This is a genomic window from Rhizobium sp. BK529, assembly GCF_014194105.1.
GTDB lineage: Bacteria > Pseudomonadota > Alphaproteobacteria > Rhizobiales > Rhizobiaceae > Rhizobium.
Window position 1 is genome coordinate 1,017,052 of sequence record NZ_JACIAU010000001.1, and the last position, 24,464, is coordinate 1,041,515.

Genomic DNA, 24,464 nt, shown 5'->3' on the forward strand with positions numbered 1-24,464 from the left:
GATCGCCCGCCGCCTCAAGACGGCGGGACTTATTCAGGAGAGGGTCGCCCGCCGTCCGATGACGGCGGGACTGGGTGGAGACGATCAGGCGAGCGCCGGAACGGCGGCTTCGGTGTTGAGGATCGCGTCCGTCTCGCGGATCGGAATGCCGCGATAGAACTTCACTTCCTGGCCCTCGACGAACTGCGTGGTCAGGTGCACCGTGTTCTGCCGGTCGGAGGTCAGCGCGCGGTCTGACGACTGCACGTCGAGCACTTCGAGCACATCCTTGTTCATGTAGATGGCGATGCGGCTTGCCTTGGCGTTCAGCCGGCGCGACTGCAGGCGGTAATAGCCCTTGCGCAAGAGCGACCAGAGATCGACGGTTCCGGCCAGCATGTCGGAGACGTCGATATTGGCGACGCGGGCATTGTAGCGCCAGTCCTTCACGGCAGCACCAATATGCCAGGTGTAGAGCGTTTCCTTGGCATAGTAGGGGTCGCCATTGGCATCCAGCACGCGCTGTTCGCCCTTGTCGTCGATCTTGACGCCCGCTTTGGTGCCCTTGGGGTAGAGAAGGTGGGTGGCGTGGTCGCCCCAGGTGACGAACCAGATCGAGGTATTGTCGTTGCCCGTGCCGCCGCCGTTGACCACCTGGTTGGCGATGTTCGGCTGCGCCACGTTCGGCAGGTTCGGATTATAGGCGGAGTAGCGGGCAGACAGGCCCTTGAACTTCTCCGGCGTCGTTGCCGTATCGTGGTAGAAGAGGCCGGATGCCATTTCTTGGCTCAGCGACTCGATGAAGGGCATCGTGTCGACGAGGCGGGCCTTTGCCTTGTCGGGCGCGAGATCCAAGAGGCGCATGTCGATTTCCGAGCGGGCATGCACGAAGCCCGTCGTGTCGTCCACCTGCTGCATCGTGGCCTTGGATTGCTTGATGCCCTGGTAGAGCCGGCCCCAGGAGACGGAGGGCAGGCCGGTGCGCACCATGTGGCGGTGCACGGCATCCATATTGCACTCGACGGCCATCGCGTCGTCGAGGATCGGGTTCTGCTGCGAGAGAAGCTCGATGACGGCGCCTTCGGCAGAGCCTTTGTATGCGTCAACGAGGTTGGGGTAGTAGCTGCCAATGGTGGCCATGTCTTATCAGCCCTTCGGTGCGTCTTTGGGAAACATCAGGTGCGCGGTTTCGGCTTTCCTGCCGTTTCCGCCCGCGCCGCCATTCGGTGGGTTATCCTCCTGGATCATCGATCCGACCTTTGCGAAAATTCTGATCATCTCGGGGTGGTTGCCGCCGCCGCTGGTATTGAGGTATTCGCGCAGCGCCGGCGTGCCGAGCCGCGAGAGCGCGCGCTGGGCGGAGCCCACGGTGCCGGCCCATTTCGCGCCGCCGATCTCGCGGTCCTTGCGCGCCTCGTCGGCCCAGCCCTGCACGCGGCCGGCCCAGGCTTCGGAAGCCGCCCTGCCGCGCCGGCCCTGGATCTCGATGAAACGGTCGGCGAGCTGCTGCGCCTGGCGGTTGGTGAGGCCGAGATTGTGGAAATCGGGGCCGAGCGCATCGATCAGTTCCTGATCCACCTCGATGCCCTCGGGCATGGTCAGCGTATAGCGGCCATCGTCGGGCACACGGTCGGCGGGGTCGTCGTCCTTGGTGTCGTCGGGCTTGCCGGCATCGTGATCGGCAAGGTCGTCGCCGTTATGGCTGCCGTTGTCACCGTCCGGTGATGCTGCGTCATCCGGAAACAGAATGTTCTCGGGCGAAGCGCTCGCGCCTGCATCGCCGCCACCGCTGCCGCTACCTTCGGCGCTGCGCAGTACTGCCGGAAAAAGGTGCCTGCTAAGCATCGCTGTCATGGTCTTCGCCTTCCTCTGATTTCGCGCGGCTTTGCGCCGCTGCCTTGTCCGTTGCCCTGAGATCGGCGATCGCCAGCAGCAGGCGCGGATAGAGCGTGGGGTCGATGCGATCGAGCTCGGCGATCAGCCGCCGGCCCACGCCCTGTTTTCCGAGCGTGTAATGCGTCGCGTTGCCGAGTTCGCCTGCATAGGCCTCCTGGTAAACGGCGCATTGTTCCAGCATCCAGAACAGCACGCGCTTTCCGGAGGCGGTCGCGAAGACCTCGCGAAACGCCGTCGTGATTTCGTCTCGTGCGACGCTATCGGGGGTGAAAGGTTGATCCTTAAAATGATCCATCAGGCGAGCCCCAGCTGGCGCAGAAGGGCCGCGCCGTTCGGGTTGTCATTGGCATCGGCCAGAACCTGCGCGGCCTTGGCGCCCTGGTTCAGCGCGGGTGCAACCTGTGCTGCCATCTGCGCCGTCTGCGCCGCCTGCATCTGCTGGGCGCGCTGCGAGCGCAGATCTTCCACCTTGTCATCCGCAAGGATCATCGAGGGCGGCGCGCCGATCGCATCGAAATAGAGATCGATCGCCTCGTCGACATCAAGCTTGTCCAGGGCTTCCGGCTTGACGGCCGAGACCTGCCCCATGAAGGCGACACCGCGTTCGATGGCGCCCGTGGCGACCGCCTGCTGCGCCTGGGCCAACGTGGAAATATATTCCACCTTCAGCTCGGTGCCCTGCAGCTCCGGCGGGGGCGGGGGCAGCTCGTCGCGTGCCGCCAGAATATCGAAAGTGCGGTCGATCGTCGGACCCAGCTGATCGCCGAACACGTTTTCGAGCACGGGGCCGAGCTGCAGAAGCTGCTCTTCCTTGCGCTGGGTCAGCTCGAACTGGTTGCGCGGCTGCACGCCTTCCATATTGGTGATGGCGAAGAAGAGATCGGCAAAGAAGGTCTTTTCGATGCGGTTCTGCACTTCCTGTATGTCTTCGCGCAGTTCCGCGAGGCTGAGGTTCACCTCCATGGCCGGACGGAAACCCTTGCCTGTGGGGTCGTCGACATAGTTGACCGCGCCCGGCAGCAGCGAGGCGGGGCTGTTCTGCATCGAGGTCGGCGCGTTCATTGGCGGGCGCACCTTCTTGTCGATGCCTTCGAGCTTTCGCGTCTGTTCGAGCTGCAGCATCCTGATATCGCCGAGCGCCTTCTGGCCGGGCGAGAGCGCGTAGTGATCGTCTTCGGACAGTTCCCAGGCGGGCGCGATGATCGGATTGCTGTCGAAGCCGCTTTCTTCCAAGAGATCGCCGCCGAGCTCGTCGATCCAGTAATTGGAGAGGAAGGCCTTGTTGCGCTTGTCGATCAGTCTGGGGTCGCGGTCGTAGCGCGGTTCGATGGCGTGATAGACATCGAAACAGTCGCCATATTTCGACGAGTCATAGAGGCTCCTTACCCGCTCCGGCACGTTGTCGTAGCCGAAGCGCTCGATGATGCGCTGCACGGACCAGCGGAAGGTGCGGTAGAGCGTGGTGGCCTTACCCTTGTGGTCGCGGGCCAGCCAGAAGCGGCCATGCACCAGCTGCTGGACGCGGATCACCGTCTCCTGATCCTCGACGAGGATCGCCACCGACTGGCCGAACTGGCCAAGATCGCCATAGCCGATGTGGAAGGCGCGGTAGAGATTGGAGGCGGCAAAGACCTCGCGCATCTTGTCCTGCACGGCGGCGAGATAAACCTTGACGGAATCCCGCTTCTTCAGGTCCGGATCAAAGGTCGTCAGCCGAAACCAGGGGCGGGCGGGCGAGGTCAGGCCCGAATGCATGCCGGATTTCAGCGTCTCGTAGGCATGGGTGCCGGTGCTGTCTATGATCTTGTCGCGCGAGCGCGGGCCTTCCCTTTCGGCTTGAAGGCGCAGCCGCGTCGGCTCGATATAATCGGCAAGCGTGCGCCATTCGGCCTCCCATGGCTGGCGCACCTGTTTCAGCTCTTCGAGCCTGCGGCGGTGATAGGCGATCTGCGTCTCGTTGGCGCGACGGGGATTGTCCATTTGATATCTCCGCCTTACTGCCCGAGCAGCGTCTTCTTGAGCGTATTGCCCGAAAGCGCCGGCGATTGCGTATCGGCGAGAACGGGAGCGCCCGAAGGCGAGGTAAGGATGGTGGAGGGCGCACCCTTCACCTTGTCGGAAGCGCGACGCGCGGCCGTGGACTGGGCGGCGGCATAATCCGGCGTCTTCTGCTGGGCGTATTCCGGCGGCGCCTGTGGCGGCTCGGCTTTCGGCGGGGAGGAGAACATGCACATCTGGCTCATCCGATCCTGGTGGCGGTGTTGGCGCAGGCCGGGACGGACGATCACCCTCCATCCGGCCGATTGGCTTTGATGGTGGGAGGGTGAGGGATGAATGGTTGAGGGGGTGAAATGGGGTGGGGAGGATTTAATGAAATCCGAACTATCGCAGCGATTTTCATCCACCACCGCTGACTTGGCGGGCTGACGTTTGCCTCCCCTCCGTCATCCCTGTGCTTGTCACAGGGATCCAGCCGGCTTGCGTCTGCAAGCCGAAAAGACTCTTGAAAAGCAACACTCGGACGGTCCGCACTTTAGAGCATCAGAGCGAACTGACGCTCGGTTTCACTTCCCGATATGGTGTGAAGACGTTGGGCTGGTTCAAGGAATATGACCTCGTAACGACGACCATCACACGCGAGAAGACAATCGAGAAATGACCAATGCAGTGGAAACTCAATCTGATCGAGGAGAATAATCCTGAATGGGATATTTCTTGGCACCTGATGGGGTTGTGAAATTGCCGTACTGGTACGAGTCCTCTCGGCTTGCGGACGCAAGCCGGCTGGATTCCTGTGACAAGCACAGGAATGACGGGAGAGAAGGGCTGGTCGCTGCCACAAGATAGCTTTGCACCAAGATCGGCGACCATGTCGAGGATGGGGCGATCCCCGGCAGCGGCCATTTCCTGCCAGAGGAGGTCCCTGACGATCTCGCTGCCGCCGTCACCGGCTTCTGGCAGAGGAATCCCTGATCGACCGGCCGTGGACAGGCGGGCGGGCGATAGCCGCCCCAGCCGTTATCGGGAGACCTCTATCCGCCCCTTCATATTCGGATGATAACGGCAGATATAATCCACCGCCCCATCCCCCTTGACCACGGTCGAACCCGACTTGCCGGCGGGTATCACCACATCGAAATTGCCTTTCGACGTCGCGGTGTGATCGATCATGTCCTTGTTGCGCCAGACGATCGTATCGCCCGGATGCGCCGTGACCACCGCCGGGTTGAACCCCAGTTTCTCCATGGTGACCTCGATCGTGGCAGCACTTGCGGCCGTTCCCATAAAGGAAAGGCCGGCCGCAAGGCAGAGTCTCGGCAGGAGCGCCATGGCCGTCATTTCATCATCGAGGCAACATGCTCGGCATGCTGCTCATGGCCCTGGAACATCTTCAGGCCGGTTTCGAGCAGGGACTTCAGGTCCGGGTTCTGCGCGGCCGGGATCAGCGTCGTCTGCAGGGCATCGTTGACCTTCTTGTGGTAGGCGACTTCATTGTCGATATAGGCCTTGTCGAAGGCCGCACCCTTCAGCTTGGACAGCTTCTTCAACTCGGCTTTGGCATCCGATGTCAGCGATTTGCTGGTATCGTTGTCCTCGGGCTTCACGTTGAGCTTCTTGAGGAGATCGGTTGCCTGCTTGTTGACGGCCTCGTGGTCGCGCATCATATCCTTGGCAAAGGCGACGACCTCCTTGTCCTTGGATTTCTGGACCGCCAACTTGGCCGCGTCGATATCGATGACGCCGGCCGTATAGGCGATATGGGCGATCTGCGGATCGGTGGGTGCCGCGCCGGCGGCAAAGGCCGCAGGCGCGGAGAGCGCGAAAGCGGCAAGGGCGGCGATAAGGTGTTTGTGCATCTCAGTCCTCCATCCGGCGACACGGCGCCGGTCGATGTTTTCGACGCAGAATTGGACTCCGGGATTGCGCAAACGTTCCCGTCTTGGGCAGTGGACAGAAAAGATTTTTCCCTCCTTTTTCGGGAGCCCCGGATTTTTCGGGAACCTTTGCGGTCAGCCGGCATCCAATGCGGGAAAAAGGATGAGCCATGGCGCAGCAGGCCGAGATTTCGATAACAGAGAAAAGCGACCCCGAACTGGTGGCGATGGCGCTGGCGCGCGACGCCGAAGGTTTTCGCGCCATCATGCGGCGCTATAACCGGCGGCTGTTTCGCATCGCGCGGGGCATATTGCGCGATGATGCGATGGCCGAGGATGCGCTGCAGGAGGCCTATCTCAAGGCCTTCCGCCACCTTGGCGATTTCCAGGGCGCCAGCGCCTTTTCTACCTGGCTGACGCGCATCGTCATGAACGAGGCGCTCGCCCGGCTTCGCAAGGTGCGCCGAATGCCGGAGGTGCCCGTCGATACGATGCAAGGCCGCATCCTCGATTTCCCAACCGGTTCGCCCATCGACAACCCCGAGACCACTATGGCGCAGCGACAGATCCTGAAACTCGTGGAAGAGGCGACCGACAAGCTGCCAGAGGAATTCCGCCTCGTCTTCATTGCCCGGGTGATCGAGGAGATGAGCGTCGAGGAAACCGCCGAGCTTCTCGACTTGAAGCCGGAAACGGTGCGTAGCCGGCTGCACCGCGCCCGCGCGCTGCTTCGCCGCGAGCTCGACCAGCTGATCGGGCCGATCGCGCTCGATGCCTTCCCCTTTGCCGGCTGGAAATGCGATCGCCTGACGGATAAGGTGATGGGCGAGCTGATGGGGCCGTGAGAGGCTCTATTTCGGCTCCGGCTGCTGGATGACGGGCGGCGGCGTCTTGCTCTTGGTGCCGCTGCCGTCGAACATTTTCACCGCCAATATGCCGACGACCGATGCGATCATCGCTGCCAGGATTATCATCATCAATAGTCGCATGAGCGATTCGCTTCTGAAATTGTTGGTCGGGCTCTAAGGCCTAGAGTTCCTGTCCGGGGTTGGGGACTGTGGTGCTATGTTGGAGATGATGCGGAGCCCTTTCCCATCATTCTTCTTCTCGGCCAAATCTCGGGGAGGCAGCCAGTCCGAGAAAAACTGTTACAGCCCGATTGAACCGAACCACGTCTTCATCGTCGAGCCGCCCGAGCTGGTCGCCGACCTTGGATTTGGGGACCGTCGTGATCTTGTCTACCATCAACCGTGAGGGAGAGCGCAGGCCATTTCGCTCATTCGGCTCGACCGGGAGCCGGAACAGCGGTGCGTCGGTCGGGTCGGTGGTGAAGGCGCAAATCGTGATCGAGTCCGTAGCGTCGAAGCTATCGTCCTGTACGACGACGACGGGGCGGGGTTTGCCGGCATAATCCTTGCCGCCGGCGACGGTCCAAATCTCTCCGCGCTTCATTCATCGTCCCAGTCTGAGACCGCGTCGATGAATGCCTGATCCTCGTGGGCACGGGCACTGGCGGCCACCGCCAGAGACTGGCGGTGCGCCTCCGACTTGAACGATGATGCGCGCACATCCGGCACCCAGATCTGGATCGGGCGCAGACCTTGCGATCGCAGACGCTCACGATGTTCGCGCACCTTCTCGCGTGAGGACTTTGGACTTGATACTCCAGCCATGACAATGCTCCAGCAGGGTTACATGTAACCTACCATGAGATGGATGCTATTGCCAGCGCTTTCCAGAAAGGCATCGCTGCCTGTGTCAGGAAAAGATGCCTATCCATCCTCGAACTTTCTTTGATCCTCGGCGTTCCCGGATCAAAGGAGCCCATCATGTCCAGACGCAAATTCAAGAGGCTGACTAGGCGGCTGATGGGTCGGTTCGATGACGTTCAGACCCTGCTCGACGAGATCGAAGGCAGTGCGATAAAACTCCAGGCGAGCTGCGACGAGGATGCCGAAGGCGAGGGCATCGCGAACCCCACCGTGCAGCTGCCGCAATGGCCGAGGCGTGGCGCGGAGCCGGCCGCCCTCTAACACCTCTTCAGACCCGCTCGCATCTGCCGGCAAACAGATGGGCATGGGCGGCAAACAACGCGGCCAGCCGGTCGATCACCGTGCGCACTTCCGGGCGCTGGCGCTCATCTTCGTGAACGGTGATCCAGATATCGTAAGTCAGGCTGTCGATGACAGGCCCGGCGCGGACGAGGCCGGGCTCGGCATCGCCCATGAAGCAGGGCAGCAGGCCGCGGCCGGCGCCGCCGCGGATGAGGTGCAGCAGCATCAGCGGCGTGTTTGTCCAGCTGGTGATCCAGTGGTCGGGCTGCTCGAAGGTCCATTTGTCGGCCGGTGTTACCGCAATCTCCGTTCCGAGCGAAATCCAGTTGTGATTGGCGGCATCGAAGGTGCTGGCCTGATAGGCCGCATGGGCAACGGAGACGGAGCGGCGCGTGGCGAAATTGCCGCGCTCCGGCCGGCCGTGCATGATGGCGAGATGGGCCTCGCGATAGGTGAGATCGAGGCCGGTATCGAGCGCCTTGTAGCACATGCGGAACCTGTCTTGCGGCTGCCAGACGGCGGGCAGGTGGCCGGCGATGAACCATAACATCCAGGCATCCGCCCCGGTGGAGACGATCGGCAGGGTCAGGACGTCGCCGCGCCAGTCGGCGATCGTTTCGGCCGCCTGCTGCATGACCTGAACGCGCTCGAACAGCGTCTCGCCATCCGTGGCCAGAAGATAGCCGGTCGGGCCGCGCCGGAAGAGCGTGCGCCCGGTTGCCCGCTCCAGCGCCAGCATGCGCCTGCCGATGGTAGGCGCGCTGAGACCCGTCCGTGCCGCCGCACCGGTCAGGCCGCCTGACGTCGCGACATGGAAGAAGAGCTGCAGATCGTCCCAGCTGGCCTCTTTCATCTGTGAAAACCCCCTTTTATCCGCGCGTCTACCTTTGCGGGTGAGCGCGCCTTAGGTCAGTTGCATCTGACATAGATGGAGGCAGGACGATGCTTCTCAACTGGATCATGCTTTCAAACGAGCTTCACGGAAAATGCCGCCAGCAGAGACGAGACCCGCTCGCCGATCCGCTCGATGCGCCCGAATGGGATGGCCTGCGCTGGGCCTTGCCGCTGCTTGGGTGGATGGCGCGAAGGTCTTTCGGGGCCGGCCGAGCAAAACAGGTGCCGCGACCAAAGCCGGGGATCGAGCTTTCACCGGGAGCCAAAGCTAAGTCCTGTGAAAGGCCGGATGGACGCTTCGCCTCAAATCTATCGCGGTGAGATTGCAATGTTGTCCCGCGCCACACCCGCCCGGAACAAACAGCGTGCACCGGCGTTCGATCCCCGCGAACACATTCAATTCACGGAGGATTTTCAAATGGGTCGCGGTATTCTTCTCTGGCTTCTGGGTATCCCGTTGCCGCTCGTCATTCTGCTCGTTCTCTTCACGCGATAGGAGGCTGCCATGTCTCTTGCTGAAGACAGGCCCGTTGCCGAAGGCTCCGGCCTCGGAAGCGGGCGGGCCGGCGTGATGCCGGTCGAATCGTCGAAGTCGGCCATCGCCTGGGGGCCCGTCATCGGCGGCGCCGTGGCGGCGACGGGCATCACGCTCATCCTCCTGCTGCTCGGCTCCGGCGTCGGGCTGACGATGGTTTCCCCCTGGTCGGGGCAAAGCAGTTCGGCCGCAACCGTCGGCGTCACCGCGGCGATCTGGCTGGTCGTCGTGCAGTGGCTGTCGTCCGCGATGGGCGGATATCTGACCGGGCGCCTGAGGACGAAATGGGCGGCGATCCACACCGACGAGGTCTTCTTCCGCGATACCGCGCACGGCTTCCTGAGTTGGGCGCTGGCGACCGTCTTCGTCGCCGGCTTCCTGGCATCGTCGTTGACCTCGCTCGCCGGCGCCGGGGCGAGTGCTGCCGGCCAGGCCGCGATGGCGGCCGGCGTCGCCGGAAGTTCCGCTGCCGCTGCCTCGGCTTCGGACACGAATTCGACGGGTCCGGGCCTATCCACCGCCTATTTCACCGACGCGCTGCTGCGGCCACAGAATATCGCCAATCGCGCCAACGAGGATAATGGTGCGGCCGCTGCCGAGATCTCCCGCATCCTGCTGCAGGGGGCGGCGAACGGCTCGGTGCCGGACGGCGACAAGACCTATATCGCCGGCATCGTTTCGGCCCGAACGGGGCTTTCCGAGGCCGATGCCCGCGCCAGGGTCGATACCGTGCTGAAGCAGATCGACGACGCCAAGACTGCAGCACAGGCTGCCGCCGACAAGGCCCGCAAGGCAGCTGCGACGTCGGCATTGATCGGCTCGCTGTCGCTCATCGTCGGCGCCTTCATCGCTGCTGCGGCTGCCGCATTCGGCGGGCATCAGCGCGATGAGGAAGAGGATCTCGTTGCGACCAGCCGTGGCCCGCTGGTGTAAACCGTCATTCCGAACAGGGGCGCTGCCTCTGTCTCTTATGGTCTACCGCATGGTCACCCCCTCTGTCTGGCAGAAAGAGGGGGTGACGCAGCCGCCGGTGCGGCCCCGACATCATGGCCTGGCGAGATGCCAAACGCCTTCGGCCCCGTCGCCGTGGATATCCCCACGCTTGGAATCGAAGTGATAAGTGTAGAGCGGCGAGCCCTTGTAGGCCCATTGCTTTACCCCGGTCGATCGCGCGACGACGCTCCAGGGGCCGGAAGCCTTGGCACCTGCCGGCGCCACGAAGGGAGGCCAGGCGACAGCGCAGAGCAGAGTACAGTTGGACTTTCCAGGCTGATCCTTATCGAACGTGTAGAGCGACCGGCCGTCAGCATCGGCCAGCAGCTTCTGCTGTCCACTGGTAACGACGGTGGCGGGCGAGATCGGCTTTGCCTCTGCAAGCGATGCAGACATCAGGGCGAAGCCGAGTGATACTATGAGGGTTTTCATGGTTCCAGACATTGCTGGTCCTTTCTGCCGCTCCTTGATACCTGGACAGGAGGGGTTCCTGCCGGCCGCAGGCGGCATTCAGTCTATATTGGTAAAGAGCGATGTTTCGGCCACATCAGGATCATCGGCTTAGCCAGGATTTGTAACTGTACGAAGGTCGGGAGAGCGGTAGGCGAAGAGGTGAGGACGAGTTTCGGTGAGCCGACGCGCCGTCATGACGGGGCGGTGCCGTCGCCAGTCTGGCGCCGCTGGGGGCCCATATGTCTCAGCCGGTGCCTGGTCCGGCAGGAGGGCCGCAAATAACCGCGCATGCCGCAACCGCGAAGACGAGCCGGCCGGTGAGCACGCCATGCAGATCGGCGCCGAGCGACATCACCACGATCGTGTCTTCGATAACGCTATGCGCGAAGCCCATGAATATGCAGGAGAGGAAGATCTGGCGACTGAGCGAGGAGATGGGCGACATGTCGGAGGTCCAGGTTGAACTTTGCTGCCTCCGATCAAGAGAAGGATAGCTCGAAGTCACACGGCTTTCGTTCGATAGACATGAATTGATTGTGCCAAAGCCTTCCTTTTGGCTTTCGCGGTCGTGGCAGGACAGAGGGGTGCGGCACGGCACGCGCCTTCATCGCTGCTGTTTGGCGGGCATCAGCGCGACGAGGAAGAGGATCTGGTTGCACCGAGCAGTCGGACCGCCGGTGTAGCGGTGATTTTGAGGAGAGGGTGATGCATGACGTTGCGAAAGACCTGCCCCAAGCACTGCCCTTGGTCGAGCTACAGGTCTCGACCGTCCTTCGGACCACCACAAGGGAAGGCATTCAATTTTCACTCTCGATAAGACCCTTTTCAATACGCTGAAACATTTCTTCCGCAACGTCCGGAGCGAACGTCATGAGCCCCCGCTCCAATAAAAAGTCGTGAAATAGTGGGAATATCTTCCTTCCCATTGCGATTTCTTCGTCTTCCGAAAGGGACGATGTCTCTGAATTTCTGATTAGTTCTATATATTTATTCATAATATATACGAGTTCACCGTTTTTCGAGAAATGATTTATTATTGAATCTAGTTCTTGAAATGATATTTCCATCTCCACCAACCCGCTCTCAGTGAGAACTTTCTTTTTAAAGCGTGGTGTGAATGAGCCGTTGCTTGACTGGTACATGCCTCAAATCTCAAGGGTGGGGAAATAACTCTTTTACGGTTCCCGTTGACGCTGCCATTTTGAGTTGAACGCGTCAATCATCTGGGGTCACCGGGTTGCCGGAATTTGTAACTATACGAGAGCGTAATCCTTTGCACCGCTGCTATGGTCGTTCGACTTCCATATGTCTCAGCCGGAACATTTGCGCAAAGAACACCTCGTCCGGCAGACGGCGAAGCAGGGCTGCGATCGCCGCGCATGCCGCAACCGCGAAGACGAGACGGCCGGTGAGCACGCCGTGCAGATCGGCGCCGAGCGACATCACCACGATCGTGTCTTCGATGACGCTGTGCGCGAAGCCCATGAATATGCAGGACAGAAAGATCTGGCGCGGCGATACCGCGCCCGATTGCGCCTCGCGGATCAGGAGGCCCGCGCCATAGGAAATGCCCAGAAACAGGCCAATTGCCGTGAGATTCCTCAATCCGGCAAAGGCCGGACGTGGGATCAAGGCGCTGGTGACCGTGGAGCGGAAGCTGCACGGCGAAGCGCATATGCGCCGCTTTCTCGACATCGCCATCGCCGAGGAGGCCGTTTCGCAAGCCTAGCCGTTACCGGCGAAACCGATGTCGTCCTGATGTTGCGCCTGCGCGACATGGAGGAATTCGACGCGCTCAGCGAACGTCTTTTCCGCGATGAAAACAATGTCGCCCGCTATTTCACCATGATCGTCATCCGCACAGCGAAAGACGAGACCGCCATCCGGCTTTGATGGAGTTTGCTGGCGGTGAGGGTGTCACATGACGCTGGGAAGAAAGACCCCGCCCCAAACCCCTCCCCACAAGGGGGAGGGGCTTAACCTGCCGTACCCGCACTTCAATCCTTTGACGTTGCGGGCGGAATGAGGCGATGCCGCCCGGAGTCCCTCCCCCTTGTGGGGAGGGGTTGGGGAGGGGTTTTCCGCTCCATTTAATCACCTATCTCCCTGAACCAGCAGAGGAACATTTGCGAACAGATCTCAGATAATCCACCCCTTGCAAAATCAAGGTGCAGCACACAGTTGATGAAGTCAGCAAGCCGGGACCTTTCCGGAAGACCATACCAGCCGATGGGAGAAGAATGCAGCGTATCAAGACCTGGCTGAACCAGTATGAGCCGATGACGCTCATCACCTTCGCCTGCCTGGCTGGCGGCCTCTTCCTGCTGCAGCGGCTGACGAGCGAGGTGATGGAGGGCGAGACGCTGGGTTTCGACAGGACGATCCTGCTCTGGCTGCGCGAGCCAGGCAATCTCGCCCAGCCGATCGGCCCGCACTGGCTGACGCATGCGATCGGCGACATTACCAGCCTTGGCGGCATCACCGTGCTGTCGATCCTGACGCTGCTCGCAACCATCTACCTTTTGCTCGACCGCCGGACGGCCATCGCCGCCTTCCTGTTCCTGTCGGTCCTTAGCGGCTGGCTGGCGAGCACGGGGCTGAAGATCCTCATTGCCCGCGCCAGGCCGGATATCGTTCCGCATCTCGTCGACGTCAACGATCTGAGTTTCCCGAGCGGCCATGCGATGGTCTCGGCCGTCACCTACCTCACGCTCGGGGCGCTGCTGGCGCGCACGCAGCGCTACCGGGCGACACGCATCTTCGTCATGGGCGCAGGCATCTTTCTCGCCGTCATCATCGGCCTCAGCCGCGTCTATCTCGGCGTGCACTACCCGACGGATGTGCTGGCCGGCTGGGTCGCCGGTTCGCTCTGGGCGCTGTTGTGCTGGCTGGTCTCGAAGCGCTTCATCGCTCGGACCGCTGGTGAGGCGGAGAGCGAGAGGCGGTGACAGTCCGGCTTCGAGGCTGCTAGACCGGAGCCTCTTCGCGTTCCATCGCCCGCCGTGCTCTGACGGCCGCGGCGATGAAGACACGGGAGAGGCCGTGGTAGAGCGGTTCGCGCGAGAGGATGCGCGAGGTGACATAGCCGAGCATGGCGACAGCCATGATCGGGATGACCGCCTGATGGTCACCGGTCATTTCCAGGATGATGACGAAGGCCGTCATCGGTGCCTGCACGACGCCGGAGAAATAGCCGGTCATGCCGAGGATGGCTGACAGTGCTATGCTGGTGCCGAGAAGCGAGCCGACGGTGCTGCCGAAGCCGGCGCCGACGGCAAGCGACGGAGCGAAGATGCCGCCTGGAATGCCTGAGAGCATCGACAGGAAACCGGCCGCCAGCTTTTCGATGAAGAAGAAGAGCGGCAGCGCATGGCCTTCGACCGCGCCTTTTGCCTGATCATAGCCGGTGCCGAAGGTCGTGCCGCCGGAGGCGATGCCGATGGCGGCCACCGCCAGCCCGCAGATGCCGGCAAGCATGACCATGCGCGCGAGCGGTTGCGGCTGCGCCCAGCGGCGGATGCGCTGGCCGAAATGCAGGGCAAAGCCGCTGAAGCCGGCGCCGAGCGCGCCGCCGCCAATGCCGCAGACGATCACCAGACCCCAGTCGCTCAAGCCCGCCGGCGCAACGGACGCCTCGCCGAAATAGTTATAACTGCCGGCAAGGCCGAGGGCGGCAAGCCCCGAGAGGATGACGGCGGTCAGCACCAGGCCATTGGCGCGCGACTCATAGGTGCGGCTCATCTCCTCGATGGCAAAGACGATGCCGGCGAGCGGCGTGTTGAAGGCGGCGGCGATACCGGCGGCCGAACCTGCCAGGATCAGGCCGCGCGCCTGCGCCATGCCGCCAAAGCGGGCAACGGCCAGCATGATCGAGGCGCCGACCTGCACCGTCGGTCCTTCGCGGCCGATCGAGGCGCCGCAGAAGAGCCCGAGAACGGTAAGCGCAATCTTGCCGGCGGCGATCCGCAGGGAGAGCAGCCGCGTGCGGTCTTCCTCGTGGCGCAGATGGCGGGCGGCGATCGCCTGCGGAATGCCGCTGCCCTGCGAATTGGGAAACAGTTTTGCTGCAAGCCAGGCCGACAGCATGAAGCCGAGCGGGCTGAGGACCAGCGGCAGCAGGAACGACCATTCGCTTGAGGACGTCAGCCCGGCAAAGGCCTTCTGCGCCAGATCGGCGAGCCTGGCGAAACCGACGCTGACCAGCCCGATCGCCAGCGCCCCGCACCAGAAGACCAACCGCGGCCGCCACAGCGAAAAGGATCCCCAGATGACACGGGAGCGGCGAAGCAGCCTGGAATTGCGATAGGGAAGGGGCATGGCGGACTCGGATGCGCGGGGCTGGGGTTGGTCCGGTATAACCGCAAACGATGCCGCAGATCATCTGTTGATTTGGGAAATGTGCGGAATGGGTAGTGCCGGCTTCTCCATCGGCACACCTGGCACTCCACGGAACGGTGTGCCGCGCTAGACCTACCTGTCGCCAAGGCTCGCTTGAGGCACTGGCGCGCTCCCTTCTCTCCGTCATTCCTGTGCTTGTCACAGGAATCCAGCCGGCTTGCGTCGGCAAGCCGAAAAGACTCTTGAAAAACAGCGATGACGCAGATCCAGAATTGAGGATATTTCCTGTCATCTGATGATGCACTGAGATGATCGCAAACATCAGAGTCTCTGGCCGCGTGGACACGCGGCCGCTGGATTCCTGTGACAAGCACAGGAATGACGGGAGAAGGGGCAGCGTCGGTGCCACAAGAGAGCTCTGAGGGAGAGGCAGGCCCTGGGGCATACGGCACGGCCCCTCCTGGCACTGGATAGAAGTGTGCCGCGTGAAACCTGCTTCCCGCCCAACGTTCTCTTTTGGCAGCGGCGCCACCCCAACCTCCGTCATTCCTGTGCTTGTCACAGGAATCCAGCCGGCTTGCGTCTGCAAGCCGAAAAGACTCTTGAAAAACAGCGCCAGAAGACGCCACTCTTCAACTATGAAAGGTTACGTCTACATCCTCGCGTCAAAAAGAAACGGCACGCTCTATACCGGCGTGACAAGCGATTTGCCCGGCCGGCTGTTCGAACACCAGAACGAGCTGACGCCCGGTTTCACCTCCCGCTACGGCGTCAAGACGCTCGTCTGGTTCGAGGAATACGACCTCGTCACGACGGCAATCACCCGCGAGAAGACGATCAAGAAATGGCCGCGGCAATGGAAGCTCAATCTCATCGAGGAGAATAATCCGGAGTGGGAGGATATTTCGTGGCATCTGATGGGGGTGTGAGACTGCGGCAAGTGTAAGAGTCTTCCGCCGCGTGGACACGCGGCTGCTGGATTCCTGTGACAAGCACAGGAATGACGGATGTTGGGGACTCCACCTCCTTTCTCCATCACTGTTCCAGGCACTGTATAGCCTGGGTACAAGTGTCCGCAGACCTGCCTCCCGCTCAACATCTCTTTGGGCAGCGGCGCCACCCCAACCTCCGTCATTCCCTCCTCGTGCTGGCACGAGGGACGTCACAGGAATCCAGCCGGGTTGCGTCTGCAAGCCGAAAAGACTCTTGAAAAACAGCAACAACAATGATCCGGAATGAGAGGATATTCCTGGCATCTAACGGGACTGCGAAATTGCCGCATGCGTAAGAGTCTCCTGCCGCGTAAACACGCGGCTGCTGGATTCCCCGGAACGAGTCCGAGGACAGGAATGACGGAGAGTGAGGAAGCGCGGCGCCCCAAGAGAGCTCTGAGTAGAAGGCAGGCCCGGCGCGCACACATAGTCGCTTGCGTGTGGCCCGAAGCTATCTATTGTCGTCGAATGCCGGGCGGTTGGGAGTGTCTAATGTCGGCAGTGCCTTTCTCAAAGATTTCGACGCCGCTCAACGCGCTGCTCGCGACAATCGGTCTCCTGGTCGTTGCCGCGCTGACGGCGCAGGGCCTTGCGGAACAGGAGAGGCTTGTCCTTGAGCTGCTACTTGCGGCGATTTGGCTGGCCTATGCGCTCCAATTGGGCGGCACATTGTTTTCACGGCGCCACCGCTTGTCGGAAGGGATGCCGGCCCTCGTGATCGATTTGCTCGCGGTTCTGGTTCCGGCTGCTGCATTCTTGTTCGCGGGGTCCCGCGATCGAAATCTCTATTGCGCCATATGGCTTCTCAAGCCTTTGCGGGACTCGACCTTTTTCAGGCTGCTGGCAAAGGTGGTCGCGAATGAATCGCGCAATCTGCTTGGCGTGACATCGGTGTTCGGCATCGTTCTTTTTGGCGCTGCGCTGGCCGGTTATATCATCGAGCGAGACGTCCAGCCCGACAGGTTCGGCAGCATTCCGCAGGCGATGTGGTGGGCGGTCGTGACGCTGTCGACGACCGGCTACGGTAACGAGATTCCGCAGAGCCTCGCAGGTCGCGTTCTGGCCGGATTGGTGATGATGAGCGGGATCGGTATTTTTGCGCTTTGGGCCGGCATCCTCGCCACCGGCTTTTACGAAGAGGTTCGCCGCCAGGACTTCGTTCGCAACTGGCAACTGGTCGCTGCCGTACCCCTGTTCCAGAAGCTTGGTCCCGCCGCACTGATCGAAATTGTTCGTGCGTTGCGGCCGCGCATTGTCCCCGCAGGCGCCGTGATCTGCCGCAAGGGCGATGTCGGCGATCAGATGTTCTTCATTGTCGAGGGGCGGGTCACCGTGGCGACGTCAGACCATCCGGTGGAGCTCGGTGCCGGAAATTTCTTTGGCGAGATGGCGCTGATCAGCGGCGAACCCCGCTCGGCAACGGTCAGCGCAGCAACCGAGGTATCGCTGCTGTCGCTCTATGCCGTCGATTTCCAGATGTTGTCGAGCAGCAGTCCGGAGATTGCCGAGACCATCCGCAAGACGGCGCTGGAGCGGCGGGGCGGGCCGCCGCCGAAGGAATGATCCAGGCCGGCCGGTATGCGTTGACCGGCTCATGGCGCAGGATACCTGCGCCGGCCGCGGTCGTGCCTGGAGCGCGGATAGAAGAGGCGGCGAGCGCTACTTCTCCCGTCATTCCTGTGACAAGCACAGGAATGACGGGAGAAGGGGAGGCGTCGGTGCCACAAGAGAGCGCTGAGTGGGATGGGCATGCGGCATGACTCGTCCGGGCACTGGATGGACAGAGTGTATCGCGTATCCCGAAACCCGCCTCCCGCTCAACGTTCTCTTTTGGCAGCGGCGCCACCCCAACCTCCGTCATTCCTGTGCTTGTCACAGGAATCCAGCCGGCTTGCGTCTGCAAGCCGAAAGGACTCTTGAAAAACAGCGATGATGCAGATCCAGAATTGAGGATATCTCCTGTCATCTGATGATGCACCGAGATGACCGCAAACATCAGAGTCTTTCGCCGCGTGGACACGCGGCCGCTGGATTCCTGTGACAAGCACAGGAATGACGGGAGAGGGGGAGGCGTCGGTGCCACAAGAGAGCTCTGAGGGAGAGGCAGGCCCTGGGGCATACGGCACGGCCCCTCCTGGCACTGGATAGAAAGTGTGCCGCGTGAAACCTGCTTCCCGCCCAACGTTCTCTTTTGGCAGCGGCGCCACCCCACCCTCCGTCATTCCTGTGCTTGTCACAGGAATCCAGCCAGCTTGCGTCTGCAAGCCGAAAGGACTCTTGAAAAACAGCGATGACGCAGATCCAGAAATAAGGATATTTCCTGTCATCTGATGATGCACCGAGATGACCGCAAACATCAGAGTCTCTCGCCGCGTAGACACGCGGCCGCTGGATTCCTGTGACAAGCACAGGAATGACGGGAGAAGGGGCAGCGTCGGTGCCCCAAGAAAACAAACCCTAGCTATCGATCCCGAAAACCTTCTCGAGCTTTTCCCAGCTTATATCCATGGCGAAGGCTGCCGAGAGATAGGGGATGCCGATATGGCCGTAGCGGACCGAGAGTTGCCTCTCTGCCGTCTCCTCGTCGAGGCCGGCGATCTGCTGCAGGTAGAGGAGCGAGACGAGGCCGGTGCGGTCGGCGCCGGCCTGGCAGTGGATGAGGATCGGTTTTTGGGCATTGCGCAGCAGCGCGAGCAGTTCGAGCGCCTGTTCGTGCGTCACTTCCTTGGAGGCGGAAAGCCCGTAGTCGATGTGGGTGATGCCGGCCTTTTTCGCTGCCTCGGTTTCCTTGAGGTACCAGTCGGCGCTATCTTCGCCGCGCAGGTTGAGGATGGTCTTGATGCCGTAGCGGGCGGCATATTTGTCGATATCGGCGGGAGAGGGCTGGGCCGAGCGGTAGAGCTCGCCCGGCAGCACTTCATGGAAATTGCCCGATAGCTGCAGCCCGCCGAGATAGAGGCCGAAAAGCAGCGCAGCGGCGCCGAACGCTGCGAACGCACGTCCGTAGATCCGGACGCGCTTTCGCTTTTTCTCGTCAGGCCGTTTCGGCCGCATAACCGCTGCACAGATTCGCTGGAATTGCTCCAGTCTATTCCAGCGTCCTCTCATGTCCCCTGTCCTTGTTGCTGGGCGGGAAAGCGCATGATCACGCCGAGGCCGGGGTGCCGGTCGCCAAGCGTGATTTGGGCGCCGTGCAGATCGGCGATTGCCTTGACGAGGCTCAAGCCCAGGCCGCTACCTGGCGTCGTGCGGCTCTTGTCGAGGCGGTAGAGGCGGCGGAAAACCAGTTCGCGCTCCGCCTCGGGAATGCCGGGGCCGTCATCGGCAACGGTGGCGGTAAAGCTGCCGTCGCCGGCCTCAAGAGCGAGCGTGATCGATGTCATCGGCGGGCAATGGGTGATGGCGTTTTCCACGAGGTTGACGAAGAGCTGGGTCAGAAGCTCGCGGTCGCCATTGACCATGCAGGGGGAGGCCGGCCGGGTGGCGAAGGCGAGCGACTGGCCGTTGTCCTCGGCGACGCCGCCGTAGATTTCGGCGACCGAACTCATGATATCAGCGAGATCGACCGGCAGGAAACGCGCCTTCCTGGCGCCGGCTTCGATCTGGGAGATGCGCAGCAGCGCCTCGAAGGTGGCGCTGATGCGGTCGCTCTCCTCGCGGGCATCGAGCAGAAAGGGCTGGACGTCAACGCCGCGCCCGCTCTGCTGCATCGCCTGTTCGATCGTCATGCGCAGCCGGTTGAGCGGCGTCTTCAGGTCGTGGGCGATATCGGCGCTCACCTGCCGCATGCCTTCGACAAGAGCCGACAGCCGGTCCAGCGCCTCGTTCATCTGGCCCGCGACGACATCGATATCGTCGCCATTGCCTTCGAGCGGAATGCGCCGGGCAAGGTTGCCGGCAGACACATCGCTCATCGCGCGCTCGATTCCGTCGAGCCGCCGCTGGGCGCGGGCGGCGAAAAAGGCGCCGCCGCCGCAGGCGAGGATGACGATGACGCCGGACGCCCAGACGAAGCTCATCAGGGCGATGCGTTCCAGATCGTTGGTGTCGGAATAGCTCTCGCCGACGATCAGCCGGTTGCCACCGACTGTGCCCGCCTGGATGCGGATGCGGTCATCGCCTTTCACGCCGATATCGCCGGCCTCGATCGTCGACAGGCCGTCCTTTGCCATAAACACGGAAACATTGCCGGCAAGCCGCTCGCCCTTTTCATTGACCAGCAGGAAGATGCTGTCTTCGGGGTTGTTGAGGCGGGCATAGGTTGCCACGGCGGCAACGAAGTCTTCCTCTTCCTCTTCGGAGGAATAGGTGGCGGCGACGATCGAATAGGTGTCGCGCACGGAATCGTCGAGCGCCTGCGCCAGATCGCGTTTCAGCAGCTGATAGGTGATGATGTCAGCCACCAGAAAGGCGAGGATGAAGAGCAGCCCGAAAGCGAGAGCCAGCCGGAAGGGCGTGCTTCGCAATAATCTCAGTCTTTTCTTCAGCATCGGATCATCCGAAAGCCGTTCCACGCTTTTCGGTCCGATGGATTGTTCTGCGTGAAGCATCGGATCATCCGAAAACCGCTATACACTTTTCGGTCCGATGCTTTGTTCTGCCTGAAGCATCGGATTATCCGAAAACCGCTCCACACTTTTCGGTCCGATGCTTTAGCGCGGCGCATGCAGGCTGTATCCGGTATTGCGCACGGTATGAAGAAGCGGCACGTCGAACGGCCTGTCGATCTTGGCGCGCAGACGGCTGATATGGGTTTCGACGACGCTGGTCTTCGGGTCGAAATGGAAATCCCAGACTCGTTCGAGCAGCATGGTGCGCGTCAGCACGCGGCCTTCGTCACGCATCAGGACTTCGAGCAGGGTGAATTCGCGCGGCTGCAGCTCGATCGTCTGGCCCTGCCGCGTCACCTGCCGCCGGATCATGTCGAGTTCGAGATCGGCGACACGCAGCACGGTCTTTTCGTCCCGGACGGGCGGGCGGCGCGCCAGCGCATTGACGCGGGCGAGAAGTTCGGAAAAGGCGAAAGGCTTGGTGAGATAATCGTCGCCGCCGGCTTCCAGCCCCTCGACGCGATCGTCGACGCCGCTGATGGAGGTGAGGAAGATCGCCGGCGTGCCGATCTTGGCGGCGCGCACCGCCTTGATCAGCGACAGGCCGTCGAGGCCTGGCAGCATGCGGTCGACGACAAGCACGTCATATTGTTCGCGCGTCGCCTGGTGGAGCCCGTCGCGTCCGTCCCCGACGATGTCGCAGACGTGGCCTGCCTCCATCATGCCCTGCGTGACATAATCGGCCGTCTTTTTATCGTCCTCGACGACGAGAATGCGCATGCCCGGTCCAAATCCCCGTTTCCAAATCCTGTCTGTGGAGCATTTCGGTCTTCTGCCGAGCCCGGACATGTGACGTCGTACAATTGGCGCGGAATTGTGTCGTCTACCTTAGCGAATTCTTACGGATTTGTAAGGCGCGGCCGTGCCGCCGGCTTTCCGTCCTCAAGCCATACTTACGAAATCGTAGCGTTCCGGCAAGACCAGCATATGGGGCGGCGGCCAGAAGCGGCGGCATGGCGACGGAAAGGCGCTCGTCGGCGTGCTCCGAGATCAGTAGCGAGGTTGGGCCGAAAGCGGCCCATTGCACCGACAGAGAACGAGATCTCCAGAGGGCAGGGCATTCTTATGCGAACCGGGCTGCCGACCGTGCCCGCGCCTTGGCAGCGACTTCCTCGCGGTCGCGAGGCGGTTGAGACGTCTCCAGCGAATTGAGCAAGTCTTGGGCGCATTTCGCGATCGACGAGACGGCTTTCTCGAACGCGGCCTCGTTGCGTTTCGATGGCCTGGTCGTGCCGCTCAATTTACGCACAAACTGCAGAGCCGCATCGTGGATTTCCTCGTCGGTTGCCGGCGGATCGAAATTGAACAGGGGTTTTATGTTTCGGCACATGCGTTGCTTCCCTTCATCGTCTTTCCGTGGCGGAGAGGTGCGTGGCGTCATGTGGAATTTAGTCACGGCAGTACCAATTGCAACGGACGGCAAAGCGAACCGAGTTTCGCAAAGATTCGGAATTCCGGGCAAATAAGACACCCTCGCTTTGCAGCAGAGAACCGGCTAGAAGACCACGAGATATGTTCGGAGGTATTGGCTGTGGCAAAACTGACTGAATATACCGTTTTTCAAGGCCGGGCCGGCGATCACAACGATCTGGCGATACCAGGCGCCCTGGCGATAGGCGAAGAGCTTTCGCGTCGCTCCGGCATTTCCCCTTATATTATCGGAATACCGGAGCCTGCGACGAATTCCGGCTGGCGCGAGGAGCTGGACGCGGCCCTGCCGGCGCTCAGGGAGATGCAATCGCGGCTGGACGATGTCTTTGCCCGCGGCGCTGTTTCCATCGCCGCAACGAGCCGGTGCGCCGTCTCGCTCGCAACGCTTCCGGCCGTCGCAAGGCATAATCCTTCCGTCTGCATTGTCTGGTTCGATGCCCATGCCGACCTGAACCCGCCTGAAGCCAGCATGTCAGGATATCTCGGCGGGCTGGCATTGGCAGGACCTGCCGGTCTCTGGGATTCAGGTCTCGGCGTCGGTTTGCGTCTGGATCAGATCGTTCTGGTGGGAGAGCGCGACCTCGATCCCTATGAGGTCGAGCTGATTGCGCAACACCGCATTCCGCACATCAAGCCGGAAGACGATCTGGCGAAGGCGCTCAGGAGCGCAATTGCCGGTCGCCCCCGTTTACGTGCATCTCGATTGCGACGTGCTGGAGCCGGGCATCGTGCCGACCGATTATCGATGTGAAGGCGGCCTGTCGCTTGATGATCTCAAGGCCTGCTGCGAGGTCATTGCGGACCATGAGTTCGTCGGCATCGAAATCGCCGAGTTTCAAAACGCGTGGGAGCCCGACGGCCCGCCCGTCTCCCCTGACCCCTTGCTCGACGCGCTGCGCCCGCTGCTGGCGCAACGATAAGCCCCGGGGAATTGCGTCTCTATGTCGAAGGGATATCCGCTCGATGCGCTTCAATGGGGGATTGAGATCGAAGCAGCCAGGCGACCGTCGCCATCCTCCGGCAAATTCCGCCTTCGGCTATATCTGAATTCCATTGCCCTTTCGAAATGACCGCGGACAAGCATCATGACCACAATAACAAGCATAACTTCCACGGTGACGGCCTCTTTTCTCGGCTCCTTCGTGGAAGTCGTGGAGGCCTTCACCATCATCCTTGCCGTCGGCGTCACGCAGAGCTGGCGGCCGGCCTTCATCGGCACCGGGCTGGCGCTAGCCGTGCTTGCAGTGCTGGTGCTGGTCTTCGGACCACTGCTCGCGCTGATCCCGATCGAAATCCTGCAATTCTTCATCGGAACTCTGCTGATCCTGTTCGGCATGCGGTGGCTCAGAAAAGCGATCCTCAGGGCCTCGGGCCTCATTGCGCTGCATGACGAGGAAAGGGCCTTTGCAGCCGAGACCGATGCGCTGGCGCGCCGGTCGGCCGACCGGCGGGCAGATTTCCTGGCGGGCACGGCGGCTTTCAAAGCCGTGTTGCTGGAAGGCGTCGAAGTGGTGTTCATCGTCATCGCCACCGGCGCCAGGCCTGGCATGCTGCCCTTCGCGGCCATCGGCGCGCTGATTGCCTGCATCGCCGTGCTCGCCATCGGTATGCTTGTCCACAAGCCGCTGTCGTCAGTGCCGGAAAACACGCTGAAATTCATCGTCGGACTGATGCTGACGGCCTTCGGCATCTTCTGGGTCGGCGAGGGTCTCGGCACCGAGTGGCCGGGCGAGGACCTGTCGCTGCCGGCGATCTTCGCCCTTCTTGCCGCCTTCTCCTTCATCGCCGTCAAATGGCTGCGGCAATATTACGACACGCATATGGAGCCCGTCGCCCGATGAACATTCTCAAGATCGCCTTCAAGGAATTGACCGGTATGTTCATCGATGACGGGGCGCTGGCGCTTTTGAGCCTGCTGCTCGTGCTCGGCGTCGGGTTCGCGGTCAAATCCGGGCTCATCGGCCCGATGGCAGGGGCTGTGGTGCTCATTGCCGGCTGTCTCGCCATTCTCGCGGAGAGTGTGACACGTGCCGCAAGGCGGAAGGTTCGTCGGTAGGGTAAGGGCTCTTGGGTCAGGCGCTGGCGCCCGAAGCCCCCTCATCCGCCCTTCGGGCACCTTCTCCCCGCTGGGGAGAAGGGGTGTGGCCGCAATGCTTTGCTCCTATCGAAGCGCTCAATGATGCGGTAGGCCGTGCCGCGGCCTCCTCCTTCTCCCCACGGGGGAGAAGGTGGCCCGCAGGGTCGGATGAGGGGGCTCCGGGCGCAAACCTAACCCCATCGCAATCCAATCCCTACCTCCCGCGCCGCACTTCCTACGCCATCAAACCGCCATTACGGGAATGCCGGGGTGCCTGGCGCGCAGCCGTTCGTATTTTCGGCAAGGCGGTTCTGCTGCTCGACTTCCTGTTCGACGA

Annotated in this window: 28 protein-coding genes and 4 pseudogenes; 12 read left to right on the plus strand and 20 right to left on the minus strand. The window is 61.8% G+C overall.

The features are described from left to right. Window positions 1-84 precede the first annotated feature (84 nt). Genes FHX08_RS05060 through FHX08_RS05080 form a run of 5 tightly spaced genes read right to left on the minus strand, consistent with a single transcriptional unit; the run spans window position 85 to window position 4,118 of the window. Window positions 85-1,119, minus strand: coding sequence for a major capsid protein (locus FHX08_RS05060; protein ID WP_184326921.1), 1,035 nt, complete (start codon window positions 1,117-1,119; stop codon window positions 85-87). 6 nt (window positions 1,120-1,125) lie between these two features. Then, the gene (locus FHX08_RS05065; RefSeq protein WP_184326922.1) at window positions 1,126-1,833 is read right to left on the minus strand and encodes a hypothetical protein; all 708 of its coding nucleotides are present in this window, start codon (window positions 1,831-1,833) and stop codon (window positions 1,126-1,128) included. Next, the gene (locus FHX08_RS05070; RefSeq protein WP_184326923.1) at window positions 1,817-2,170 is read right to left on the minus strand and encodes a hypothetical protein; all 354 of its coding nucleotides are present in this window, start codon (window positions 2,168-2,170) and stop codon (window positions 1,817-1,819) included. Before FHX08_RS05070 ends, FHX08_RS05065 begins: the two co-directional genes overlap by 17 nt. Then, window positions 2,170-3,855, minus strand: a complete 1,686-nt coding sequence (locus tag FHX08_RS05075; protein WP_184326924.1) for a portal protein — start codon at window positions 3,853-3,855, stop codon at window positions 2,170-2,172. Before FHX08_RS05075 ends, FHX08_RS05070 begins: the two co-directional genes overlap by 1 nt. Window positions 3,856-3,869: 14 nt before the next feature. Further along, window positions 3,870-4,118 carry a hypothetical protein gene (locus FHX08_RS05080; RefSeq protein WP_245508286.1) on the minus strand — a complete coding sequence of 83 codons (249 nt, stop codon included), beginning with the start codon at window positions 4,116-4,118 and terminating at the stop codon, window positions 3,870-3,872. A 284-nt stretch (window positions 4,119-4,402) separates the two neighbouring features. Between FHX08_RS05080 and FHX08_RS05085 the strand changes: the two are divergent. Continuing rightward, window positions 4,403-4,612: pseudogene (locus tag FHX08_RS05085) on the plus strand (GIY-YIG nuclease family protein); the annotation flags it as partial. A gap of 281 nt (window positions 4,613-4,893) precedes the next feature. Here the strand turns inward: FHX08_RS05085 and FHX08_RS05090 are convergent. After that, window positions 4,894-5,214 (minus strand): cupredoxin domain-containing protein, encoded by a 321-nt coding sequence (locus FHX08_RS05090; RefSeq protein ID WP_184326925.1) that lies wholly within the window; start codon window positions 5,212-5,214, stop codon window positions 4,894-4,896. After that, entirely contained in the window at window positions 5,211-5,732 is a 522-nt protein-coding gene (locus tag FHX08_RS05095; RefSeq protein WP_132654200.1) for a DUF4142 domain-containing protein, read from the minus strand. The genes FHX08_RS05090 and FHX08_RS05095 overlap by 4 nt, the downstream gene beginning before the upstream one ends. A 188-nt stretch (window positions 5,733-5,920) precedes the next feature. On the opposite strand from FHX08_RS05095, the gene FHX08_RS05100 reads away from it, so the two are divergent. After that, window positions 5,921-6,595: an RNA polymerase sigma factor gene (locus FHX08_RS05100; RefSeq protein WP_184326926.1), complete on the plus strand. Its 675-nt coding sequence runs from the start codon at window positions 5,921-5,923 to the stop codon at window positions 6,593-6,595. 6 nt (window positions 6,596-6,601) lie between these two features. Here the strand turns inward: FHX08_RS05100 and FHX08_RS31825 are convergent, their stop codons facing one another. The 3 genes from FHX08_RS31825 to FHX08_RS05110 all read right to left on the minus strand — a co-directional run bounded on the left by FHX08_RS31825 (window position 6,602) and on the right by FHX08_RS05110 (window position 7,423). Further along, window positions 6,602-6,727 (minus strand): hypothetical protein, encoded by a 126-nt coding sequence (locus FHX08_RS31825; protein ID WP_281412331.1) that lies wholly within the window; start codon window positions 6,725-6,727, stop codon window positions 6,602-6,604. A 118-nt stretch (window positions 6,728-6,845) separates the two neighbouring features. Next, a complete protein-coding gene (locus tag FHX08_RS05105) occupies window positions 6,846-7,202 on the minus strand; it encodes a type II toxin-antitoxin system PemK/MazF family toxin (protein ID WP_132654204.1) in 357 nt (118 codons plus the stop codon). Beyond that, window positions 7,199-7,423 (minus strand): antitoxin MazE family protein, encoded by a 225-nt coding sequence (locus FHX08_RS05110; RefSeq protein WP_132654206.1) that lies wholly within the window; start codon window positions 7,421-7,423, stop codon window positions 7,199-7,201. The genes FHX08_RS05105 and FHX08_RS05110 overlap by 4 nt, the downstream gene beginning before the upstream one ends. A 156-nt stretch (window positions 7,424-7,579) precedes the next feature. On the opposite strand from FHX08_RS05110, the gene FHX08_RS05115 reads away from it, so the two are divergent. Beyond that, complete coding sequence (locus tag FHX08_RS05115) at window positions 7,580-7,783, plus strand: hypothetical protein (protein WP_184326927.1); 204 nt, start codon at window positions 7,580-7,582, stop codon at window positions 7,781-7,783. Window positions 7,784-7,790: 7 nt separating this feature from the next. Here FHX08_RS05115 and FHX08_RS05120 read toward each other — a convergent pair whose 3' ends face one another. Further along, the gene (locus FHX08_RS05120; RefSeq protein WP_184326928.1) at window positions 7,791-8,657 is read right to left on the minus strand and encodes a LysR family transcriptional regulator; all 867 of its coding nucleotides are present in this window, start codon (window positions 8,655-8,657) and stop codon (window positions 7,791-7,793) included. A gap of 612 nt (window positions 8,658-9,269) precedes the next feature. Between FHX08_RS05120 and FHX08_RS05125 the strand changes: the two genes are divergently transcribed. Further along, window positions 9,270-10,166 carry a hypothetical protein gene (locus tag FHX08_RS05125; RefSeq protein WP_132654376.1) on the plus strand — a complete coding sequence of 299 codons (897 nt, stop codon included), beginning with the start codon at window positions 9,270-9,272 and terminating at the stop codon, window positions 10,164-10,166. 111 nt (window positions 10,167-10,277) lie between these two features. Here the strand turns inward: FHX08_RS05125 and FHX08_RS05130 are convergent, their stop codons facing one another. The 4 genes and pseudogenes from FHX08_RS05130 to FHX08_RS05145 all read right to left on the minus strand — a co-directional run. Further along, window positions 10,278-10,658, minus strand: coding sequence for a hypothetical protein (locus FHX08_RS05130; RefSeq protein ID WP_184326929.1), 381 nt, complete (start codon window positions 10,656-10,658; stop codon window positions 10,278-10,280). Between the two features lie 298 nt (window positions 10,659-10,956). Continuing rightward, window positions 10,957-11,100 (minus strand): annotated as a pseudogene (locus FHX08_RS05135) (nucleoside recognition protein); the annotation flags it as partial. Between the two features lie 376 nt (window positions 11,101-11,476). After that, entirely contained in the window at window positions 11,477-11,821 is a 345-nt protein-coding gene (locus FHX08_RS05140; RefSeq protein WP_184326930.1) for a hypothetical protein, read from the minus strand. Between the two features lie 142 nt (window positions 11,822-11,963). Then, a pseudogene (locus FHX08_RS05145) lies at window positions 11,964-12,278 on the minus strand (nucleoside recognition protein); the annotation flags it as partial. On the opposite strand from FHX08_RS05145, the pseudogene FHX08_RS05150 reads away from it, so the two are divergent. Continuing rightward, window positions 12,271-12,572: pseudogene (locus FHX08_RS05150) on the plus strand (Lrp/AsnC family transcriptional regulator); the annotation flags it as partial. The pseudogenes FHX08_RS05145 and FHX08_RS05150 sit on opposite strands and share 8 nt — an antisense overlap. A 347-nt stretch (window positions 12,573-12,919) precedes the next feature. Next, complete coding sequence (locus FHX08_RS05155) at window positions 12,920-13,627, plus strand: phosphatase PAP2 family protein (RefSeq protein ID WP_132654220.1); 708 nt, start codon at window positions 12,920-12,922, stop codon at window positions 13,625-13,627. A 19-nt stretch (window positions 13,628-13,646) separates the two neighbouring features. Here FHX08_RS05155 and FHX08_RS05160 read toward each other — a convergent pair whose 3' ends face one another. Next, on the minus strand, window positions 13,647-14,996 hold the full coding sequence (locus tag FHX08_RS05160; protein ID WP_184326931.1) for a chloride channel protein: 1,350 nt from the start codon (window positions 14,994-14,996) through the stop codon (window positions 13,647-13,649). 659 nt (window positions 14,997-15,655) lie between these two features. Here FHX08_RS05160 and FHX08_RS05165 point away from each other — a divergent pair. Together FHX08_RS05165 and FHX08_RS05170 are read left to right on the plus strand one after the other, a co-directional pair. Then, a complete protein-coding gene (locus FHX08_RS05165; protein WP_184326932.1) occupies window positions 15,656-15,946 on the plus strand; it encodes a GIY-YIG nuclease family protein in 291 nt (96 codons plus the stop codon). 555 nt (window positions 15,947-16,501) lie between these two features. Then, on the plus strand, window positions 16,502-17,572 hold the full coding sequence (locus FHX08_RS05170) for a cyclic nucleotide-binding domain-containing protein (protein WP_184326933.1): 1,071 nt from the start codon (window positions 16,502-16,504) through the stop codon (window positions 17,570-17,572). Window positions 17,573-18,466: 894 nt separating this feature from the next. Here FHX08_RS05170 and FHX08_RS05175 read toward each other — a convergent pair. The 4 genes from FHX08_RS05175 to FHX08_RS05190 all read right to left on the minus strand — a co-directional run bounded on the left by FHX08_RS05175 (window position 18,467) and on the right by FHX08_RS05190 (window position 21,949). Next, the gene (locus tag FHX08_RS05175) at window positions 18,467-19,117 is read right to left on the minus strand and encodes a dual specificity protein phosphatase family protein (protein ID WP_246698284.1); all 651 of its coding nucleotides are present in this window, start codon (window positions 19,115-19,117) and stop codon (window positions 18,467-18,469) included. Next, window positions 19,114-20,499, minus strand: a complete 1,386-nt coding sequence (locus FHX08_RS05180) for a HAMP domain-containing sensor histidine kinase (protein WP_184326934.1) — start codon at window positions 20,497-20,499, stop codon at window positions 19,114-19,116. The genes FHX08_RS05175 and FHX08_RS05180 overlap by 4 nt, the downstream gene beginning before the upstream one ends. Before the next feature lie 162 nt (window positions 20,500-20,661). Further along, on the minus strand, window positions 20,662-21,339 hold the full coding sequence (locus FHX08_RS05185) for a winged helix-turn-helix domain-containing protein (RefSeq protein ID WP_184326935.1): 678 nt from the start codon (window positions 21,337-21,339) through the stop codon (window positions 20,662-20,664). Window positions 21,340-21,682: 343 nt separating this feature from the next. Beyond that, a complete protein-coding gene (locus FHX08_RS05190) occupies window positions 21,683-21,949 on the minus strand; it encodes a DUF2277 domain-containing protein (protein WP_184327355.1) in 267 nt (88 codons plus the stop codon). Between the two features lie 201 nt (window positions 21,950-22,150). Between FHX08_RS05190 and FHX08_RS31830 the strand changes: the two genes are divergently transcribed. The 4 genes from FHX08_RS31830 to FHX08_RS05205 all read left to right on the plus strand — a co-directional run bounded on the left by FHX08_RS31830 (window position 22,151) and on the right by FHX08_RS05205 (window position 24,106). After that, complete coding sequence (locus tag FHX08_RS31830) at window positions 22,151-22,801, plus strand: arginase family protein (RefSeq protein ID WP_312862108.1); 651 nt, start codon at window positions 22,151-22,153, stop codon at window positions 22,799-22,801. Then, window positions 22,779-22,970 carry a hypothetical protein gene (locus tag FHX08_RS31835; protein WP_312862109.1) on the plus strand — a complete coding sequence of 64 codons (192 nt, stop codon included), beginning with the start codon at window positions 22,779-22,781 and terminating at the stop codon, window positions 22,968-22,970. The genes FHX08_RS31830 and FHX08_RS31835 overlap by 23 nt, the downstream gene beginning before the upstream one ends. A gap of 165 nt (window positions 22,971-23,135) precedes the next feature. After that, window positions 23,136-23,891: a COG4280 domain-containing protein gene (locus FHX08_RS05200; protein ID WP_184326936.1), complete on the plus strand. Its 756-nt coding sequence runs from the start codon at window positions 23,136-23,138 to the stop codon at window positions 23,889-23,891. Then, window positions 23,888-24,106 carry a hypothetical protein gene (locus tag FHX08_RS05205; protein WP_184326937.1) on the plus strand — a complete coding sequence of 73 codons (219 nt, stop codon included), beginning with the start codon at window positions 23,888-23,890 and terminating at the stop codon, window positions 24,104-24,106. The genes FHX08_RS05200 and FHX08_RS05205 overlap by 4 nt, the downstream gene beginning before the upstream one ends. Window positions 24,107-24,464: the final 358 nt, after the last annotated feature.

Excerpts from the sequence above, each read along its gene's own strand:
- FHX08_RS05095 (WP_132654200.1), bottom strand. The coding sequence starts at position 5,732 with ATGCACAAACACCTTATCGCCGCCCTTGCCGCTTTCGCGCTCTCCGCG.
- FHX08_RS05110 (WP_132654206.1), bottom strand. The coding sequence starts at position 7,423 with ATGGCTGGAGTATCAAGTCCAAAGTCCTCACGCGAGAAGGTGCGCGAA.
- FHX08_RS05205 (WP_184326937.1), top strand. The coding sequence starts at position 23,888 with ATGAACATTCTCAAGATCGCCTTCAAGGAATTGACCGGTATGTTCATC.
- FHX08_RS05140 (WP_184326930.1), bottom strand. The coding sequence starts at position 11,821 with ATGTACCAGTCAAGCAACGGCTCATTCACACCACGCTTTAAAAAGAAA.
- FHX08_RS05185 (WP_184326935.1), bottom strand. The coding sequence starts at position 21,339 with ATGCGCATTCTCGTCGTCGAGGACGATAAAAAGACGGCCGATTATGTC.
- FHX08_RS05115 (WP_184326927.1), top strand. The coding sequence starts at position 7,580 with ATGTCCAGACGCAAATTCAAGAGGCTGACTAGGCGGCTGATGGGTCGG.
- FHX08_RS05130 (WP_184326929.1), bottom strand. The coding sequence starts at position 10,658 with ATGAAAACCCTCATAGTATCACTCGGCTTCGCCCTGATGTCTGCATCG.
- FHX08_RS05090 (WP_184326925.1), bottom strand. The coding sequence starts at position 5,214 with ATGACGGCCATGGCGCTCCTGCCGAGACTCTGCCTTGCGGCCGGCCTT.
- FHX08_RS05200 (WP_184326936.1), top strand. The coding sequence starts at position 23,136 with ATGACCACAATAACAAGCATAACTTCCACGGTGACGGCCTCTTTTCTC.
- FHX08_RS05120 (WP_184326928.1), bottom strand. The coding sequence starts at position 8,657 with ATGAAAGAGGCCAGCTGGGACGATCTGCAGCTCTTCTTCCATGTCGCG.
- FHX08_RS05165 (WP_184326932.1), top strand. The coding sequence starts at position 15,656 with ATGAAAGGTTACGTCTACATCCTCGCGTCAAAAAGAAACGGCACGCTC.
- FHX08_RS05155 (WP_132654220.1), top strand. The coding sequence starts at position 12,920 with ATGCAGCGTATCAAGACCTGGCTGAACCAGTATGAGCCGATGACGCTC.
- FHX08_RS05060 (WP_184326921.1), bottom strand. The coding sequence starts at position 1,119 with ATGGCCACCATTGGCAGCTACTACCCCAACCTCGTTGACGCATACAAA.
- FHX08_RS05080 (WP_245508286.1), bottom strand. The coding sequence starts at position 4,118 with ATGAGCCAGATGTGCATGTTCTCCTCCCCGCCGAAAGCCGAGCCGCCA.
- FHX08_RS05105 (WP_132654204.1), bottom strand. The coding sequence starts at position 7,202 with ATGAAGCGCGGAGAGATTTGGACCGTCGCCGGCGGCAAGGATTATGCC.
- FHX08_RS05070 (WP_184326923.1), bottom strand. The coding sequence starts at position 2,170 with ATGGATCATTTTAAGGATCAACCTTTCACCCCCGATAGCGTCGCACGA.
- FHX08_RS31825 (WP_281412331.1), bottom strand. The coding sequence starts at position 6,727 with ATGATGATAATCCTGGCAGCGATGATCGCATCGGTCGTCGGCATATTG.
- FHX08_RS05190 (WP_184327355.1), bottom strand. The coding sequence starts at position 21,949 with ATGTGCCGAAACATAAAACCCCTGTTCAATTTCGATCCGCCGGCAACC.
- FHX08_RS05100 (WP_184326926.1), top strand. The coding sequence starts at position 5,921 with ATGGCGCAGCAGGCCGAGATTTCGATAACAGAGAAAAGCGACCCCGAA.
- FHX08_RS05160 (WP_184326931.1), bottom strand. The coding sequence starts at position 14,996 with ATGCCCCTTCCCTATCGCAATTCCAGGCTGCTTCGCCGCTCCCGTGTC.
- FHX08_RS05065 (WP_184326922.1), bottom strand. The coding sequence starts at position 1,833 with ATGACAGCGATGCTTAGCAGGCACCTTTTTCCGGCAGTACTGCGCAGC.
- FHX08_RS05175 (WP_246698284.1), bottom strand. The coding sequence starts at position 19,117 with ATGAGAGGACGCTGGAATAGACTGGAGCAATTCCAGCGAATCTGTGCA.
- FHX08_RS05180 (WP_184326934.1), bottom strand. The coding sequence starts at position 20,499 with ATGCTGAAGAAAAGACTGAGATTATTGCGAAGCACGCCCTTCCGGCTG.
- FHX08_RS05125 (WP_132654376.1), top strand. The coding sequence starts at position 9,270 with ATGCCGGTCGAATCGTCGAAGTCGGCCATCGCCTGGGGGCCCGTCATC.
- FHX08_RS05075 (WP_184326924.1), bottom strand. The coding sequence starts at position 3,855 with ATGGACAATCCCCGTCGCGCCAACGAGACGCAGATCGCCTATCACCGC.
- FHX08_RS05170 (WP_184326933.1), top strand. The coding sequence starts at position 16,502 with ATGTCGGCAGTGCCTTTCTCAAAGATTTCGACGCCGCTCAACGCGCTG.